Source organism: Pleomorphomonas carboxyditropha, from assembly GCF_002770725.1.
GTDB classification, from domain to species: domain Bacteria; phylum Pseudomonadota; class Alphaproteobacteria; order Rhizobiales; family Pleomorphomonadaceae; genus Pleomorphomonas; species Pleomorphomonas carboxyditropha.
The window spans coordinates 55,745-71,330 of the sequence record NZ_NQVN01000008.1 but is presented as its reverse complement, the minus strand read 5'-3'; the positions used below and the strand labels follow the sequence as shown (position 1 = coordinate 71,330).

At 68.0% G+C, this 15,586-nt stretch carries 20 protein-coding genes; 9 read left to right on the top strand and 11 right to left on the bottom strand.

The window, feature by feature from the left end; genetic code table 11:
- Positions 1-54: 54 nt before the first annotated feature.
- From CJ014_RS13500 to CJ014_RS27860, 4 genes are read right to left on the bottom strand one after another with little or no spacing between them, the layout of a single operon-like run.
- Positions 55-738, bottom strand: a complete 684-nt coding sequence (locus CJ014_RS13500) for an HdaA/DnaA family protein (RefSeq protein WP_100081008.1) — start codon at positions 736-738, stop codon at positions 55-57.
- Positions 735-1,856 (bottom strand): AI-2E family transporter, encoded by a 1,122-nt coding sequence (locus CJ014_RS13495; protein ID WP_245427313.1) that lies wholly within the window; start codon positions 1,854-1,856, stop codon positions 735-737. Before CJ014_RS13495 ends, CJ014_RS13500 begins: the two co-directional genes overlap by 4 nt.
- 9 nt (positions 1,857-1,865) lie before the next feature.
- Positions 1,866-2,432 (bottom strand): CDP-alcohol phosphatidyltransferase family protein, encoded by a 567-nt coding sequence (locus CJ014_RS13490; RefSeq protein ID WP_342588545.1) that lies wholly within the window; start codon positions 2,430-2,432, stop codon positions 1,866-1,868.
- Positions 2,429-2,596, bottom strand: a complete 168-nt coding sequence (locus CJ014_RS27860; protein ID WP_165790840.1) for a hypothetical protein — start codon at positions 2,594-2,596, stop codon at positions 2,429-2,431. Before CJ014_RS27860 ends, CJ014_RS13490 begins: the two co-directional genes overlap by 4 nt.
- On the opposite strand from CJ014_RS27860, the gene purM reads away from it, so the two are divergent.
- Positions 2,586-3,650 carry a phosphoribosylformylglycinamidine cyclo-ligase gene (gene purM / locus CJ014_RS13485; protein WP_100081006.1) on the top strand — a complete coding sequence of 355 codons (1,065 nt, stop codon included), beginning with the start codon at positions 2,586-2,588 and terminating at the stop codon, positions 3,648-3,650. The genes CJ014_RS27860 and purM overlap by 11 nt on opposite strands.
- 62 nt (positions 3,651-3,712) lie before the next feature.
- Positions 3,713-4,363 (top strand): phosphoribosylglycinamide formyltransferase, encoded by a 651-nt coding sequence (purN, locus tag CJ014_RS13480; RefSeq protein WP_100081005.1) that lies wholly within the window; start codon positions 3,713-3,715, stop codon positions 4,361-4,363.
- Positions 4,364-4,367: 4 nt separating this feature from the next.
- Here the strand turns inward: purN and mazF are convergent, their stop codons facing one another.
- From mazF to CJ014_RS13465, 3 genes are all read right to left on the bottom strand, one after another.
- Complete coding sequence (gene mazF, locus CJ014_RS13475; RefSeq protein WP_100081004.1) at positions 4,368-4,697, bottom strand: endoribonuclease MazF; 330 nt, start codon at positions 4,695-4,697, stop codon at positions 4,368-4,370.
- Complete coding sequence (locus CJ014_RS13470) at positions 4,697-4,936, bottom strand: AbrB/MazE/SpoVT family DNA-binding domain-containing protein (RefSeq protein WP_100081003.1); 240 nt, start codon at positions 4,934-4,936, stop codon at positions 4,697-4,699. The genes mazF and CJ014_RS13470 overlap by 1 nt, the downstream gene beginning before the upstream one ends.
- A 66-nt stretch (positions 4,937-5,002) precedes the next feature.
- Complete coding sequence (locus CJ014_RS13465) at positions 5,003-5,782, bottom strand: SOS response-associated peptidase (protein WP_100081002.1); 780 nt, start codon at positions 5,780-5,782, stop codon at positions 5,003-5,005.
- A gap of 169 nt (positions 5,783-5,951) precedes the next feature.
- Between CJ014_RS13465 and CJ014_RS13460 the strand changes: the two genes are divergently transcribed.
- The 5 genes from CJ014_RS13460 to CJ014_RS13440 all read left to right on the top strand — a co-directional run bounded on the left by CJ014_RS13460 (position 5,952) and on the right by CJ014_RS13440 (position 8,518).
- Positions 5,952-6,446, top strand: a complete 495-nt coding sequence (locus CJ014_RS13460) for a hypothetical protein (RefSeq protein WP_100081001.1) — start codon at positions 5,952-5,954, stop codon at positions 6,444-6,446.
- Between the two features lie 4 nt (positions 6,447-6,450).
- The gene (locus tag CJ014_RS13455; protein WP_100081000.1) at positions 6,451-6,888 is read left to right on the top strand and encodes an NUDIX hydrolase; all 438 of its coding nucleotides are present in this window, start codon (positions 6,451-6,453) and stop codon (positions 6,886-6,888) included.
- 69 nt (positions 6,889-6,957) lie between these two features.
- A complete protein-coding gene (locus CJ014_RS13450; protein WP_100080999.1) occupies positions 6,958-7,362 on the top strand; it encodes a TIGR02301 family protein in 405 nt (134 codons plus the stop codon).
- A gap of 162 nt (positions 7,363-7,524) precedes the next feature.
- Entirely contained in the window at positions 7,525-7,794 is a 270-nt protein-coding gene (locus CJ014_RS13445; RefSeq protein ID WP_245427309.1) for a hypothetical protein, read from the top strand.
- Between the two features lie 37 nt (positions 7,795-7,831).
- The gene (locus CJ014_RS13440; RefSeq protein ID WP_100080998.1) at positions 7,832-8,518 is read left to right on the top strand and encodes a hypothetical protein; all 687 of its coding nucleotides are present in this window, start codon (positions 7,832-7,834) and stop codon (positions 8,516-8,518) included.
- Here the strand turns inward: CJ014_RS13440 and CJ014_RS13435 are convergent.
- A complete protein-coding gene (locus CJ014_RS13435; protein WP_100080997.1) occupies positions 8,502-9,929 on the bottom strand; it encodes an FAD-binding oxidoreductase in 1,428 nt (475 codons plus the stop codon). The two genes, CJ014_RS13440 and CJ014_RS13435, sit on opposite strands and share 17 nt — an antisense overlap.
- Before the next feature lie 151 nt (positions 9,930-10,080).
- Here CJ014_RS13435 and fabI point away from each other — a divergent pair, with 151 nt between their 5' ends.
- Both fabI and CJ014_RS13425 read left to right on the top strand, forming a co-directional pair.
- On the top strand, positions 10,081-10,899 hold the full coding sequence (fabI, locus tag CJ014_RS13430; RefSeq protein WP_100080996.1) for an enoyl-ACP reductase FabI: 819 nt from the start codon (positions 10,081-10,083) through the stop codon (positions 10,897-10,899).
- Between the two features lie 249 nt (positions 10,900-11,148).
- A complete protein-coding gene (locus CJ014_RS13425; protein WP_100080995.1) occupies positions 11,149-11,586 on the top strand; it encodes a glyoxalase superfamily protein in 438 nt (145 codons plus the stop codon).
- A gap of 50 nt (positions 11,587-11,636) precedes the next feature.
- On the opposite strand, the gene trpC is transcribed toward CJ014_RS13425, so the two are convergent.
- The 3 genes from trpC to CJ014_RS13410 all read right to left on the bottom strand — a co-directional run bounded on the left by trpC (position 11,637) and on the right by CJ014_RS13410 (position 15,471).
- Positions 11,637-12,425, bottom strand: a complete 789-nt coding sequence (trpC, locus tag CJ014_RS13420; protein WP_100080994.1) for an indole-3-glycerol phosphate synthase TrpC — start codon at positions 12,423-12,425, stop codon at positions 11,637-11,639.
- A 9-nt stretch (positions 12,426-12,434) separates the two neighbouring features.
- Positions 12,435-13,448: an anthranilate phosphoribosyltransferase gene (gene trpD, locus CJ014_RS13415; protein ID WP_100080993.1), complete on the bottom strand. Its 1,014-nt coding sequence runs from the start codon at positions 13,446-13,448 to the stop codon at positions 12,435-12,437.
- Between the two features lie 139 nt (positions 13,449-13,587).
- Positions 13,588-15,471 carry a peptidylprolyl isomerase gene (locus CJ014_RS13410; protein WP_245427346.1) on the bottom strand — a complete coding sequence of 628 codons (1,884 nt, stop codon included), beginning with the start codon at positions 15,469-15,471 and terminating at the stop codon, positions 13,588-13,590.
- Between the last annotated feature and the right edge of the window lie 115 nt (positions 15,472-15,586).

The following is a 15,586-nucleotide window of genomic DNA, read 5'->3' as shown; positions in this document are numbered from 1 at the left end:
TGTCTACGGCTTCGGGATGAGGCCACAATCTCTTCGTCGGCTTGGTACCCGGGCTCAGCTTTCGCTGCCGGGCGACAGCACGTCGGCGGCGATCGCCCTGGTGATGCGGCGGCCGCGGGCCAGCGATTCGCGATCGAGCGCCTCGACCAGCGCGCAGGCGGCCGCGCACGACCGCTCCATGCGGAGCAGGATATAGTCGAGCACGCCGGCGTCGATGGCGAGCTGGCGGTCGGCGAGCAGCTTTATCATGACCTTTTCGAGCAGCGCGTCGTCGGGCGGGCCGAGGAAGGCCGGCTGGGCGGCGCGAAGGCGCGACAGGAGGTCGGGAAGCGTCACTCCCCAGACCGACGGCACGGAATGGGCGGTGATCAGCACCGAGGCGCCGCGCCCGCGCGCCGCGTTGAGCAAGTGGAACAACGCGTTCTCGTCGAGGGCGGGATCGTCGGCGTCCTCGACGGCGACGGCGCCGGTGCCGATCAGCGCCGTGGGGTCGGCGGACGACAGGTCGGCCGCGGCGACGACGGCGGCCCGGCTCTTGGCCGCCCAGATGTTGACGAGGTGCGTCTTGCCCGAGCCGTTGGGGCCGATCAGCAGCACCACCGACGCCGGCCAGTCGGGCCAGGCGTCGATGAAGGCCGCCGCCTCGCGGTTGCCCTCGCCGACCAGGAAATCCTCGCGGCTCATCGCAGCCTGATGCGGCATGGCGAGCGGCAACTGGCGCGGTTTCATGCGGCTCATGGGGCAGCGTCCTCGGGTGGAACAACAATTTCGTCTGTGGCCGGATCGGCGGCCTCGCCTTGGTCGAGACTATAGAACGGACTCTCCCGATACTTGGCGAAGGCGAAGCGGACCAGCACGGCCACCGACGCGGCGGCCGGCACGGCGACCAGAAGGCCGACGAAGCCGAACAGCGTGCCGAAGGCGAACAGGGCGAACATCAGCCAGACCGGATGCAGGCCGATCGACGAGCCGATCAGCTTGGGCTGCAGGATGTTGCCCTCGATGAACTGGCCGATGACGAAGATGCCGACGATGACGGCTATCCACGTCCAGTCCGGCCAGAACTGGTACAGCGCCACGCCGATGGCAAGGCCGCCGCCGACGATCGACCCGAGATAGGGAATGAAGCTGATCAGGCCGGCGACGAGGCCGATCAGCAGGCCGAAGGACAGGCCGGCGAGCGACAACGACACGGCGTAGAACAGGCCGAGCAGCGCCGATACCGACACCTGCCCGCGCACGAAGTTGGCAACGCCGACGTTCATCTCCCGCGCCAGCGCCCGGATGGTCTCGCGATGATGACGCGGCAGGTTGTCGTCGATGGTCGCGACCATGCGGTCCCAGTCGAGCAGCATGTAGAAGGCGACCACCGGCGTCACCACCAGCAGCGAAATGACCGAGATCAGCGTCTGGCCGCCGTTCCACACCGACGAGAGCAGCGCCGCCATGATGGAGGAGCCGTTGCTGAACAGCGCGCCGAGCGATCCGCGGATATCGGTCGCCGAGATGCGCAACGCCCGGAACAGGCGCGAGCCCGCCTCCTGGCTCAGCCAGCGCTGGGCGGCGTCGAGATAGGCCGGCATGTTGGCGATCAGGCCCTGGAGCTGGCTGCCCAGCACCGGCACGATGATCATCACCGCCAGGAGAGCCAGCAGAACGAACAGGACCAGGATCAGCGCGGTGGCGAGCGCCCGCGACAGGCCGAGCCGCTCGAGGCGGTCGGCCACCGGATCGAGCAGATAGGCGAGCGCCATTCCGGCGACGAAGGGCAGCAGGATCGAGGAAAAGACGTAAAGCAGCAGGCCGAAAGCCAGCGCCGCGCCAGTCCAGAAGAGAACCGTATTCCTGAGCTTCACGCGCAGTCCTCACCCTTGCATGAACGCAAGCCAGCCCCTGACGTAGGCGGCGGCGGAGACCAGGGTCAAGGCCGCCACGACCCAGCCCATGATATCCACAAGCGGCTCCAACCGCCATGCCAGGCCGAGATCGGCGAGCAACAGGGCGGCATAAAGAATCTGCGCCGCCGTGTTGGCCTTGGAAATCATCAGCGGCACGATCGGCACCGGCTTCGACGCCAGCCAGGAAACGATGACGCCACCGACGATCAGCACGTCGCGGCTGACCACCAGCACGGTGAGCCACATCGGCGCGTGCCCGGTGGCCGCTAGCACCACGAAGATCGAGACCAGCAGCGCCTTGTCGGCCACCGGATCGAGCAGGCGGCCGAGTTCGCTCGCCTGCCCCGGCACGTGGCGGGCGATGGCGCCATCGACGCCGTCGGAAATGCCGGCGATCACGAACACGGCGAAGGCCCAGCCGAAATCACCGTCGAGCAGCAGCAGGATGACCGCGGGAACGGCGATCAGGCGGGCCAGCGTGATGAGGTTGGGTATGGTCAAAAGGCGTCCCCGAGGGAAGGTCGTGTCGGTCATTTGAGCATCGCCGCCGCGCTTTCCAAGACCGACCTGTGGCCATGCATGCCGTTTTCCCGCCAAGGGAAGCGGGAAAGGCGCAGTTTTGACTTGTCATTTTCCGCGGTTTCGGCTTCTTGCCGGATATCCATTGCAGGGAAGGCGCGAGGCTCCATGAACGGCAAGAACGGGCTCACCTATCGCGACGCCGGCGTCGACATCGACGCCGGAAACGCCCTCGTCGATCGCATCAAACCCCTGGTCAAGGCAACGCGCCGGATCGGCGCCGACGCCGACATCGGCGGCTTCGGCGGCCTGTTCGACCTCGCCGCCTGCAAGTTCCGCGACCCGGTGCTGGTAGCGGCCAACGACGGCGTCGGCACCAAGCTCGCCGTGGCCATCGAGGCGGGCATCCACGGCTTCGTCGGCATCGACCTCGTAGCGATGAGCGTCAACGACCTGGTGGTCCAGGGCGCCGAGCCGCTGTTCTTCCTCGACTATTTCGCAACCGGGCGCCTCTCCGTCGATACCGCCGCCGAGGTGGTGGCCGGCATCGCCGAAGGCTGCAAGATGGCCGGCTGCGCCCTGATCGGCGGCGAAACGGCCGAGATGCCCGGCATGTACAAGGATGGCGACTACGATCTCGCCGGCTTTGCCGTCGGCGCTGTCGAGCGCGACGGCATATTGCCGCGCGACAGCGTGCGGGACGGCGACGTCATCCTCGGCATCGCCTCGTCGGGCGTGCACTCCAACGGCTTCTCGCTGGTCAGGAAGATCGTCGAGCACTCGGGGCTTTCCTATGCCGCCCCCTCGCCCTTCTCGGACGGCGAGACGCTGGGCGCGGCCTTGACGGTGCCGACCCGCATCTACGTGAAGCCGGTGCTCGTCGCCCAGAAGGAGACCGGCGCCATCAAGGCGCTCGCCCACATCACCGGCGGCGGCTTCGTCGACAACATTCCGCGCGTGCTGCCGGCCGGCCTGTCGGCGCGCGTCGACCTTTCGGCCGTCAAGGTGCCGAAGGTGTTCGGCTGGCTGGCCAAGGTCGGCGGGCTCGATCAGGCGGAACTGGTGCGGACGTTCAATTGCGGCATCGGCATGATCGCCGTGGTGGCGCCCGAGGATACCGACCGGGTTGCCGCCGCGCTCGTGGCGGCCGGCGAGAACGTCGTCCGCTTCGGCGAAATGATCGCCGACCCCGAGGGGCCGCGCACGCTGTTCGACGGGGAACTGACGCTGTGAAAATCGGCCGAATTCCTGGAGAGAGGGGTGAGGCCGAAGGCCTTCATGCGGGACAGGGGAAGATGGGCAAGCTCAAGGTCGGCATTCTGATTTCCGGGCGCGGATCCAACATGGCGGCGCTGGTCGAGGCGGCGCAGGATCCGGCCTTTCCGGCCGAAATATGCTGCGTCCTCTCCAACCGCCCCGATGCCAAGGGGCTCGACTTCGCCCGCGCGCGCGGCATTCCGGCCGTTGTCGTCGACCACAAGGCCCACGCCTCCAAGGCCGAGTTCGAAGCGGCGGTGATCGACGCGCTTGTCGCCCACGGCGTCGACTTCGTCTGCCTTGCCGGCTTCATGCGCATCGTCTCCCCCGCCTTCATCGAGCGCTGGCACAACCGGCTGATCAACATTCACCCGTCGCTGCTGCCGTCCTACAAGGGGCTTCATACCCACGAGCGGGCGATCGCCGACGGCGTCAAGCTCGCCGGCTGCACGGTGCATTTCGTGCGGGCCGAGATGGACGCCGGACCGATCGTCGCCCAGGCAGCCGTGCCGGTGGTGGCCGGCGACACGCCGGACAGCCTCGCCGCCCGCATACTGACGGCCGAGCATCGCCTTTATCCCCTCGCCGTCCGCCTGATCGCCGAAGGCAAGGCGAAGATCACGGGCGAGAGGGTGGAAATCGCGCCCGGCGCCGTCGACGAAACGGCACGGCTGTTCTCGGCGGCGTGAGGGATCATCCTCGGATCAGCGCCGTCGCCTTTCCCCTGATCTCGACGAGTTCCGCCCCCGACACCCTGCCCTTGCGCTCGGCATTGCGCGCCTGCCAGTCGAGGCTCTTCACCTGGTCGGCAAGGGCGACGCTGCCGCGCGTGTCGGCGATCGGCACCTCGAAGGGGTAGCCCTTTACCCGCGTCGTCAGCGGACAGCACAGCATCAGCCCGGTGAGACGATTATAGGCGGATGGGCTGAGCACCACGGCGGGCCGGCGGCCGGCCTGCTCATGTCCGGCCTGCGGCGAGAATTCCAGCCAGACCACGTCGCCGGCCTCGGGCGCCCAGGCCATCAGAGACGTTCCTTACCGGTCGGCTCACCGCTATCCACTTCCGCATGGACGTTGTCGGGCGTGATGGCGGAGAGCAGCGTGCCGAGATCGAAAGCCGCGCGGACCGGCTCGATGACGATGCGACCGTTCTCCTCCGTGATGTCGACCTCGACATCAAGCGACAGGTTCGCCGCTTCGAGCAACGGCGAAGGAATGCGGATGGCGGCGCTGTTGCCCCATTTGCGGACGGTGGCGCGCATGGCTTCCCCCTGTATCTATAATGTAGATACATGATAGCAGACCGCCGCCACAGCCTCAACAGCCCTTCAGAACAGGCTGCCTTGCGCCGGCGGCTCGTCGTCGGGCGTCGGGTCGGCCGGCTTCTCCGCCTCCGGCTCGGCGTCGACGGTGAGCGGTTCGGCGAGCGGGGCGATCAGCGCCTCGTCGTCGTTGGCCACGCTGTTCGCCCGCTCGCTGACCGGGATGGCTTCGAGCAGATCGTCGGCGGCCGGCCGCAGCAGGCGGGCGACGTCGCGCGGCCGGCGGTTGCCGCAGTCGAGCCACTCGTCCCAATCCCCGGGATCCAGGATGACCGGCATCCGGTCGTGCAGCATCGCCATCAGCCTGTTGGCCGACGTGGTGAGGATGGCGCCGGTGTCGATCTCGCTGCCATCCGGTCCGAGCCAGGTCTCGGTAAGACCGGCGAAGGCCATGGTCGAGCCGTCGCGCGGGCGGATATAATAGGGCATCTTGGCCGTCCCCATGCGCCGCCATTCATAGAAGCCGGAGGCGGGAACGAGGCAGCGGCGGTGGCGCATGGCCGTCCGGAACGACGGCTTGTCGGCCGCCGTTTCGGAGCGGGCGTTGAAGAGAAGCGATTGGGTCCTGGCATCCTTCGTCCAGGCGGGGATGAGGCCCCACCGCACGAGGCGGACATGCCGGACGCCGTCGAGGCCGGCATCGACGGCCACGATCGGTTGGGTCGGCGCGATGTTGTAGCGACGGCCGGCATCGAGGAGCCGCTCGGGAAAGCGCTCGTCGATGCGATAGCCGAACAGGTTCTGCATTGCCCTTAGCGACTCGATGAGCACAAATCGACCGCACATGCACCGACCCCGATAACCGACTGCCTGACGAAGACGATGATATCCGCTTCGCCCGTCGCCAAACAAATGCCGGCGTAAGGTATTTGGCAACCTTGACCACGGTATGTTTCCGAAAGTGAATTTTTCGGCGGGGGATGAATTGGCGGGCACGGCAGGCACGGAAGAGCTCGTGAGGCCGGAGACCGTTTTCTCTCCGGACCGTCTTGCCGCCGCCAACATCCACCCCGACACCTGGCTCGCCACCGACTACCTCAACCATTTCAATGAAGTGGTGATGCTGATCGACATGCTGCCGATGATGCCGGACTGCGCGCCGGACGTCGTCGCCTGGCAGCCCTGCTCCTATGTCGAGCATTTCCGCCAGTCGCATTTCAAGGAGCGCGACCTCGCCATTGCCGCCTACGAGGCTTGCGATCCGGAGCGCCGGCGGGCGTTCGACGATACCGTCGCCCGGATCGACGCCGCCATGGCCGGCCTGCAGCGCATGATCATCGACGCCCCGATGGACGCGCTGCCGATCGAGGCGCTGACCGACCTGTCGGAAATGCGCATCAAGCCGCTGCTGGCTCACGCCATGGGCCTGATCAACGGCGCGCCGGTGGCCGCCATGGTCACCGAGGACACCGGCGACGCCCAGTCGGCCGTCGACGCGCTGTTCGGCTGAGACCATGCCCTCCCCCGCCTCCCTCCGCCAGCCTCGTGTCGGTGTCAGCGTCGGCGTCTGGCGCGGCGGCGAGGTGCTGTTGGTGGAGCGCTCCGGCGACCCGTCGGGCGGCCTCTGGAGCTTTCCCGGCGGCCATCTCGAATGGGGCGAAACCCTCGAGGACGCCGCCCGCCGCGAGGTGTTCGAGGAGACCGGGCTGCGGATCACGCTCGCCGGGGTTCCGCTCGTCCACGAAGTGATTCTGTCGGGCGGCGACGGCAGCACCTTCCGCCATTACGTGCTGATCGTCTTTGCGGCGAAAGCCGCCGCCAACGCCGAGCCGGTGGCCGCCTCGGACGCGCTGGCCGCCCGTTTTGTTCCGCCCGAACAACTTGCCGAATTCAGCTTGACGCCGAAGCTTGCCGAATTCATCGACCGCACGAGGGCGCTCGTCGAAGGCTGACGCCATCCTTGCCCCGTCTCGGCGGACGGTCCAGAATGGCCGAAGGTTCGGCGCGACAGGGGGCGTCTCTTGCTGAAGGTTCTGGCCGTGTTCGTGACGCTTGCCTCGGCGACGCCGCTCCTGGCCGCCGACGCCACGCCGCCTCCCCCCTATCAGGCTGACATCCTGCGCCTGTCCGAAGTGCTCGGCGCGGCGGCCTATCTCGATGGCCTCTGTGGCGGGCCATCGGCGGCCGACTGGCGCGCCAAGATGGTGGCGCTCCTCGATGCGCAGGGCCTCGACGGGCCGGCGCGCCGCCCCTATGTCGAGGCCTTCAACCGCGGCCAGCGCACCTTCGCGGTGGCCCACCGGACCTGCACGGCGTCGACGCGCGGCGTACTCCAGCGCTATTTCGCGGAGGGGGCGCAGCTCTCCGAACGCCTCGACCAGCGCTTCGGCCGCACCGGCGATTCGCCCGTCGCGCCCGCCCGCTGATGGTTACCGGTTCGTTAACCGCATTTCTTCAAACTCGTTAACGCTCTTTAACGGTTGGCGTTGCGTCTTGGCGGAACGATGATAGTGTGGCGCCCGTCGATGATGCGGATCGGCGGCGGCCTTGGTGCTGCGAACCGATTCCAGAAGGTGCGGATGGGGCCGATGTCGGATATGCGGGACGAACTGCTTGAGCCGGTCGAGGCCACGGTGGGCGATAATTTCAAGCATCGGGCCATGACGCACATGGAGCGCGCCTTCGACGATGCCGACGACGACGGCATTCCCGTCGACGCGGTTGCCCACGCGGCCCTGTTCGCCGCCCTGACGACGCTTGTCGAGTGCTTCGGCGAGGAAAGCGTGGCCCGGCTGGTTGCCGAGCTGCCGGAGAAGATCTCCTCGGGCGGATACACGCTGCTGCGCACCCTGCAGTAAGGCGCGGCAGGCCGCCGCGCGAGGCCCGGGGGACGACATGCGGATTTCCATCGGAGCGCCCTTGTTCGCCGCGGCGATCGCGGTGAGCCTGTCGCTATGCGCCGCGTCGACAGCCCTCGCCTTCGGCCTCCAGTCGTCGCCGGAAACCGGCCGCTCGCCGGGCAGCGGCTATGGCTTCAGCGTTCCCGGGGACGACGGATCCGGCGTCGGGACCGGTACGGGCCTGGCGACCCCTCCAGACGAGGCGGCGTCCGCTTCCCTCCCCGAGGTGCGCTACGATCTCTCGACGCTGCCGCCGGCCGTCGCGGCCATGCGCGAGAAGATCGTCGCCGCCGCCCGATCCGGCGACGAGACGCAGATGCGGGCGGTGATCGGCCTGTCCAGCCCGCCGCCGCTGTTCTCCTCGACCGGCGAGGGCGATCCGATCGACATCCTGAAGGCGGCCTCCGGCGATACCGCCGGCCTCGAGGTGCTGGCCATCCTGCTCGACGTGCTCGATGCCGGCTGGGTGGTGAAGGGCGACGGCACGCCACAGGCCCGCTATGTCTGGCCCTATTTCGCCGAGCTGCCGCCGGACACCCTCGATCGCCGCCAGCTCGTCGAGGTCTATCGCGTGCTGACGGCCGGCGATTTCGAGGAAATGCGCGCGGTCGGCTCCTACGAGTTCTACCGCCTGGAGATCGCCGCCGACGGCCGCTGGCTGCTGTTCATGACCGGCGAATGACCCGGCCGGGATTGAGGATGCCCTCGGGATCGAGCGCATCCTTGAGGCGGCCCATCAGCTCCAGATCAAGCGACGGCTTCACTTCGGCCAGCAGGTCGACCTTGAGCCGGCCGACGCCATGCTCGGCCGCCACCGAGCCATCGTATTTTCGCACCACATCGTGCACGACGGCGTTCATCTCGTCCCAGCGGGAGAGGAACGCCTGGCGGTCGCCGCCCTCGGGCTGGCTGACGTTGAAATGGATGTTGCCGTCGCCCATGTGGCCGAACGGCACCGGCCGGCAGCCGGGAAAGGCCGCCGTCACCGCGGCCATCGCCTCGTCGAGGAAGGCCGGCAGGTCGCCGATCGGCACGGAAACGTCGTGCTTGATGGAGCCGCCCTCGTGCTTCTGCACCTCGCTCATGCCGTGGCGAAGCCGCCAGAAATCGTCGACCTGGGAAAGCGACTGCGCCACCGCCGCGTCGAGCGCCTCGCCCGCCGCCATGGCGCTTTCGAGAATGTCGAGAATGACCGCGCCGGCCTCGGCATCGGAACGGCCGGAACCGACCTCGACCAGCACGTACCAGGGCGCGGCGGCGGCCGGCAGGCGGGCGCCCGGAAGATGGCGCAGGGCGAATTCCATGGCGAGGCCGGACATCAATTCGAAGCCGGTGAGGCCGAAGCTCGCCGCGGCCTGGGCGCGTGCGAACAGGTCGAGCGCCGCCGCCGGCGAGGCGACCGAGACGAAGGCCGCCGCCAGCCCGCGCGGGCGGTGACGAAGCTTCAACGCCGCTGCCGTGACGATGCCCAGAGTGCCCTCCGAACCGATAAACAATTGTTTCAGATCATAACCGGCATTGTCCTTACCGAGCCGCCGGAGGCCGTTCCAGACGCGCCCGTCGGCCAGCACCACCTCGAGGCCGAGCACCAGGTTGCGGGCGTTGCCGTAGGCGAGCACGGCGGTGCCGCCGGCGTTGGTGGCGATGTTGCCGCCGATCTGGCACGAGCCGAGCGAGGCGAGCGTCAGCGGAAACACCCGATCCGCCGCCTCGGCCGCCGCATGGACGGCGGCGAGCGGCATGCCGGCCTCGACGACCATGCTGTTGCCGAGCGGATCGATCGACCGGACCCTGTCAAGCCGTTCCAGGGAAACGACGATTTCCTGCCGCCCCGGCACGGGGATCTGGCCGCCGACGAGGCCGGTATTGCCGCCCTGCGGCACGATCGCCGTCTTCGTCTCGTGGGCAAGACGCAGGATGGCGGCCACTTCCGCCGTGCTGGCCGGCCTCAGGACGAGCGGCGTTTCACCCCGGTAGAGGTCGCGCCATTCCATGAGATAGCGGGCCTTGTCCGCCGCTTCCGTGAGGGCGTGGCCGGGTCCGACGAGGGCGGCGAAGCGGGAGAGGAGATCGGGCGTCGACGGGGCTTTCATGCGGCGGAACCTACAGCCGCGAACCGCCGCCGTCGAGGGTCGGCGGCGGTCACGACAGGCGTCCCGGCGAGGCCGCTCCGCGACTTGCTATTGTCATAATCCTTGTGTCATACGAGCACGACATCCGGATTTGATTAGGCGGGGTTACAAAATGGCAGGTGCTGTGGGTCTGATGGCGGGCAAGCGTGGCCTGATCATGGGATTGGCCAACAACCGTTCCATGGCCTGGGGAATTGCCAAGTCGCTTCACGCCGCCGGCGCCGAGATCGCGCTGACCTATCAGGGCGACGCGCTGAGGAAGCGCGTCGAGCCGCTGGCCGCCGAGATCGGCGCGCTGGTGGTGGGCCACTGCGACGTGGCCGAGGCCGACACCATCGACGCGGTCTTCGCGACGCTCGCCGAAAAATGGGGCAAGATCGACTTCCTGGTGCACGCCATCGGCTTTTCCGACAAGGACGAACTGACCGGCCGCTACGTCGACACCAGCGAGGCCAATTTCCAGAAGACCATGCTGATCTCGGTCTACTCCTTCACGGCGGTCGCCCGGCGCGCCGAGAAGCTGATGACCGAAGGCGGCTCGATGCTGACGCTGACCTATTACGGCGCCGAGAAGGTGATGCCCAACTACAACGTGATGGGCGTGGCCAAGGCGGCGCTGGAAGCCTCGGTCAAGTATCTCGCCGTCGACCTCGGCCCGCAGAACATCCGCGTCAACGCCGTCTCGGCCGGCCCGGTCAAGACGCTGGCCGCCTCCGGCATCGGCGACTTCCGCTATATCCTCAAGTGGAACGAATATAACGCGCCGCTGCGCCGCACCGTCACCATCGAGGAAGTGGGCGACAGCTCGCTTTACCTCCTGTCCGATCTCGGCCGCGCCGTCACCGGCGAGGTGCTGCACGTCGACAGCGGCTATCATACCGTCGGCATGAAGGCCGTGGATGCGCCGGACATTTCGGTCATCAAGGACTGAACGACACAGATTTCCGGATCGGGAAGAGGCCGGGCCGAAAGCCCGGCTTTTTTTGCCTCCGATCCCCTCGCCTTGACAATCCGGCCCGCCCCTCCTAGATGACCGGCCATGGGTGAGGGACCCCAGCCGCCCGCCGGCGCAAGCCATGGTGAAGCTCCCGTCGATCGCTGCGTTTTCCAGGCATCGAGACCTCTCGGCAATGCGGGCACCCTGCTTACGGTCATGTCCGATGCCATTTGGAGAACGGTCATGTCGTCCCGACTGCCAACGCTCGACGAGCTGAAAGCCCAGGCCCGTCGTCTCAGAAGCTCGCTCGCCGAAGCCGGCAGCGATATCAGCCATTCGAAATCGCTGGAGCTGATGGCCCGGCAATACGGTTTTGCCGACTGGAACACGCTCTACGCCAAGGTCGGCAACGAGCCGCCCCGGCGCGCCTGGAACCCCGGCGACCGGGTGAAAGGCACCTATCTCGGCAAGGCCTTCGAAGGCACCGTGCGGGCGCTGCAAGCGGTCACCTCGGTACCCGGCTACTACACCATCACCGTCGATTTCGACGAGCCGGTGGACGTGGTGGAGTTCGAGAGCTTCTCGGCCTTCCGCAAGCGCGTCACCGCCACCATCGACGAAGAGGGCGTCAGCCCGTCGAAAACGTCGAACGGCCGGCCGCACATGGTGCTGACGGCCTGACGGTACCCAGTTTCCAGCGCCCGTTCGACAAGATCGAACGGGCGCTGGATTCAGGCGAGCAGTGCCTTGGTCGCCGCGGCGACGTCGGTCTGCCGCATCAGGCTTTCGCCGATCAGGAAAGTCCGGGCACCGACGCGCGCCAGGCGCGCCAGGTCGGCCGGCGTGAACAGGCCGGACTCGGCGACGAGGATACGGTCGCCCGGCACGCTTTCCGACAGCTCCTCCGTGGTTTCGAGCCGCGTCTCGAAGGTGCGGAGGTTGCGGTTGTTGATGCCGAGAAGCGGCGACCGCAGCTTCAGCGCCCGCTCGAGCTCGGCGGCGTCGTGCACTTCGAGGAGCACGTCCATGCCGAGGTCGAGGGCGGTGTCCTCGAGGCGCCTCGCGGTATCGTCGTCGACGGCGGCGAGGATGATCAGGATGCAGTCGGCGCCCCACGCCCGCGCCTCGTAGACCTGATAGGGCGAAAACAGGAAATCCTTGCGGAGCGCCGGCAGCGCCGTCGCCGCCCGGGCAGCCTTCAGATAGTCGGGATGCCCCTGGAACGACGGCGCGTCGGTCAGCACCGAAAGGCAGGCCGCCCCGCCCGCCTCGTAGGCGCGGGCCAGCGCCGGCGGATCGAAGTCCGGCCGGATCAGCCCCTTCGACGGGCTGGCCTTCTTGACCTCGGCGATCAGCGCGTAGCGGCCCTCGGCGTGCTTTTTCTCGATGGCGGCGCGGAAGCCGCGCGGCGGCGGCTGGTCGGCGGCCAGCGCCTTGATTTCGGCAAGCGGGATCGCGGCCTCGGCGGCGGCGATCTCCTGCCGCTTGTAGGCCTCGATACGGGCGAGGATATCGGCCACGGCGTTTCCTCAGGCGTTGGAGCGGGCGACCAGCCGGTCGAGGGCGGCAAGGGCGCGGCCGCTGTCGATGGCATCGGCGGCAAGCGTCACGCCGTCCTTTAGCGTCGGCACCCGGTCGGCGATGACCAGCGCGGCGGCGACATTGAGCAGCACCGTGTCGCGATAGGCGCCGCCGGCGCCGTTGAGCAGCGCCCTCAGCGCCTGGGCATTGTCCTCGGCCGAGCCGCCCCGCACCGCTTCGGGAGAATGATGCGGCAGGCCGGCGTCGTCCGGCATCACCTCGAAGGCGCGAACGGCGCCGTTTTTCAGTTCCGCGACATAGGTGGGGCCGGACAGCGTCATCTCGTCGAGACCGTCGGAGCCGTGCACCACCCAGACCGCTTCGGAGCCGAGGGCGGCCAGCGTCTCGGCCACCGGCAGCAGCCATTCGCGCGCGAAGACGCCGACCAGTTGGCGCCGCACGCCGGCCGGGTTGGAGAGCGGCCCGAGGATGTTGAAGACGGTGCGGGTGCCGAGCTCGACGCGGCTCGGACCGACGTGCTTCATCGCCGAATGGTGCACCGGCGCGAACATGAAGCCGACGCCCGCCTCGCGGATGCAGGCCGAGATGGTGTCCGGCCCGATGTCGATCTTTACGCCGAGCGCCATCAGCACGTCGGCGGCGCCGGATTTCGACGACAGCGCCCTGTTGCCGTGCTTGGCGATGGGCAGGCCGGCGCCGGCGGCAACGAGGGCCGAGGCGGTGGAGATATTGAGGCTGCCGGAGGCGTCGCCGCCGGTGCCGACGATATCGACCGCATCCGCCGGCGCCTCCACCGTCAGCATGCGCGAGCGCATGGACGACACGGCGCCGGCGATCTCCTCGACGGTTTCGCCGCGCACCCTCAGCGCCATCAGGAAGCCACCGATCTGCGACGGCGTCGCCTCGCCGGTCATCATGATGTCGAAGGCCGACGTCGCCTCCTCCCGGCTCAGGCTGGCCCCGGAAGCCACCTTGGCGATCAGGGTCTTGAAATCGGCCATCGCTCGTTCCCACCCGTCATGCAGTCTCCGGCAAATTGCTCTCGCAATGCCGGAGAGGGTTTCGCAAAATCCCTGCCCACGCCGGATTTCCGGACCGCGGAACGCAGAGGAACTCCGGCCCTTAGGACCGGTGTCCGCATCAGTTGCTGGCGTTGCCGGCGCCGATCGCCGCGTTGAGCAGCGACTGGTTGACGGTGGTGCCGAACTCTTCCTGCGCCGCCGCCAGATACTGCCCGTAGAGGCCCTGCCCCACCGCCGTGGCAATCCTGTCGGCAATGTCGACCGCCTCGCCGGCTCCTTCCGGCATCGTCGGATTGACCACCTCGGCGACCTCGAGCACGATGCGCGTGCCGTCCGGGCCGGCGACGGCGGCGACATGCCCCTTCGGACCGCCGAAGGCGGCGTTGACGCCGTCGGCTCCGAGGCCGGCATCGCCCGCCTGGCGCGTCACGCCCGACGCGGTCTCGACTTCCACCGAAGCCGTTCCGGCAAGGGCATCGATCGGCGTACCGGCCTTCAGATCCTTCACCATCTCGTCGGCCTTGGCCGTCAGGCGGACCTGCGCCTCGGCATCGGTCCATGCGACGATCGCCTTGTCCTTCACCTCGTCGAGCGCGCGTTCGCGGCCCGGCGTCACCTTGGCGACGTTGTACCAGATGAAGCTGTGATTGATGGACAGCGGCTCGTTCTCGCCGCCCTCGTCGGCGGCGAAGGCCGCCTTCAGAAGCTCGGCCTGATCGGGCAGGCCGGCAACCGGCTGATCGTCGGTGCCGTTGCCCTCGGGATCCACTTCGGCGGTGACGAGCTTCAGCTTGAAGCGGCTCGCCACTTCCTGCAGCGTCGCGCCACCGGCCAGCGCATCCTCCACTTCGTCGTGCACTTCGAGCACGGAGCGCTCGGCCGCCTTAGCGGCGATCGCCTTGCGGATGTCGGGCGCCACCTCGGAGAGCGTCTTGGTATGGGCCGGCTGAATCTCGGTGACGCGCAGCAGCACCGTGCCGAAGGACGACTTTACCGGTTCGCTCGGCGTATCGAGCGCCAGGCCGAAAGCCGCCTCGGCCACCGCCGGATCAAGCACCTTGTCGCGGGCGAGGAGGCCGAGATCGACATCCTCGGGCTTGGAGCCGGCGTCGGCGATGAGCTGGTCGAAGCTCGCGCCCGCCTTGAGCTTTGCCGCCGCGGCGGCCGCCTCTTCCGGCGTCGCATAGAACAATTGCTGGATGCGGCGCTGCTCGGGCGCCCCATACTGGTCCTTGGTGCGCTCGTATTCGCGCGACACCTCCTCGTCGGTCACCGCCGAGGGATCGGCAACGGCGTCCGGCGTCAGGGCCAATACCTCAATGGCGCGAAATTCCGGCGCCCGGAACTCGCCCTTGTGCTCCTCGTACCACTTGGCCAGCACGTCGTCGGCCGGCTTGCCGATCGGCTCCACTTGGGCGCGGGCCAGCGTCAGATAGCGGATGTCGCGGGCTTCGTTCTGATAGCGGTAGATGGCGCCGACCATGGTCTTCGGCACGGTCAGGCCGCCGACGAGGCCGAAGGCCAACTGCTGGCTCAGCTCCTCCTTGCGCCGCTCGGCGATGAACATCGCCTCGTTCATGCCGTTCTGGTTGAGAAGCTGGGCGAAATAGTCGCGGTTGAAGCTCTGGGCGCCCGGCGCCCTCAACTGCGGGTCGTCGGCGATCCCCTGCGCGAGACGCTCGTCGGAGACGCCGAGCCCGGTGGCGGCGGCCATGTTGGCCACGGTGGCGTCGGCCATCAGCGCGCCGAGCGTCTGTTGCGGCAGGCCGATGGAGCGGGCCATGTCGGGCGTCAGCGCCTGGCCGATCTGGCGCGACAGCGCCTGCGACTGCCGCTGATAGGCGCGCTGGAATTCGCCGAGCGTAATCTTGGTGTCACCCACGGTCGCCAGCGTATCGGAATGCGAGGCTCCGAGGCGGGACCCTACCCCCCAGCCGATGAAGGATAGCGTCAGCAGGCCCAGAAAGATTTTCGCAGGAAGCGTGTTCGCCCCGCGGCGCATTGAATCAAGCATTGTGTCGTCCGTCTCGGGGGCGCGACGCGCCCGTCCATCCCAGTCACGCCACCGGTCTCGCAGGGACCGCTTCGGCGCGCGGGATCATAGGGGCGGCGGCCTC

Coding starts and splice junctions, on each gene's coding strand:
- CJ014_RS13500 (WP_100081008.1), bottom strand. CDS start 738: ATGAGCCGCATGAAACCGCGCCAGTTGCCGCTCGCCATGCCGCATCAG.
- CJ014_RS13490 (WP_342588545.1), bottom strand. CDS start 2,432: ATGACCGACACGACCTTCCCTCGGGGACGCCTTTTGACCATACCCAAC.
- purM (WP_100081006.1), top strand. CDS start 2,586: ATGAACGGCAAGAACGGGCTCACCTATCGCGACGCCGGCGTCGACATC.
- purN (WP_100081005.1), top strand. CDS start 3,713: ATGGGCAAGCTCAAGGTCGGCATTCTGATTTCCGGGCGCGGATCCAAC.
- mazF (WP_100081004.1), bottom strand. CDS start 4,697: ATGGCCTGGGCGCCCGAGGCCGGCGACGTGGTCTGGCTGGAATTCTCG.
- CJ014_RS13470 (WP_100081003.1), bottom strand. CDS start 4,936: ATGCGCGCCACCGTCCGCAAATGGGGCAACAGCGCCGCCATCCGCATT.
- CJ014_RS13465 (WP_100081002.1), bottom strand. CDS start 5,782: ATGTGCGGTCGATTTGTGCTCATCGAGTCGCTAAGGGCAATGCAGAAC.
- CJ014_RS13455 (WP_100081000.1), top strand. CDS start 6,451: ATGCCCTCCCCCGCCTCCCTCCGCCAGCCTCGTGTCGGTGTCAGCGTC.
- CJ014_RS13445 (WP_245427309.1), top strand. CDS start 7,525: ATGTCGGATATGCGGGACGAACTGCTTGAGCCGGTCGAGGCCACGGTG.
- CJ014_RS13440 (WP_100080998.1), top strand. CDS start 7,832: ATGCGGATTTCCATCGGAGCGCCCTTGTTCGCCGCGGCGATCGCGGTG.
- CJ014_RS13435 (WP_100080997.1), bottom strand. CDS start 9,929: ATGAAAGCCCCGTCGACGCCCGATCTCCTCTCCCGCTTCGCCGCCCTC.
- fabI (WP_100080996.1), top strand. CDS start 10,081: ATGGCAGGTGCTGTGGGTCTGATGGCGGGCAAGCGTGGCCTGATCATG.
- CJ014_RS13425 (WP_100080995.1), top strand. CDS start 11,149: ATGTCGTCCCGACTGCCAACGCTCGACGAGCTGAAAGCCCAGGCCCGT.
- trpD (WP_100080993.1), bottom strand. CDS start 13,448: ATGGCCGATTTCAAGACCCTGATCGCCAAGGTGGCTTCCGGGGCCAGC.
- CJ014_RS13410 (WP_245427346.1), bottom strand. CDS start 15,471: ATGCGCCGCGGGGCGAACACGCTTCCTGCGAAAATCTTTCTGGGCCTG.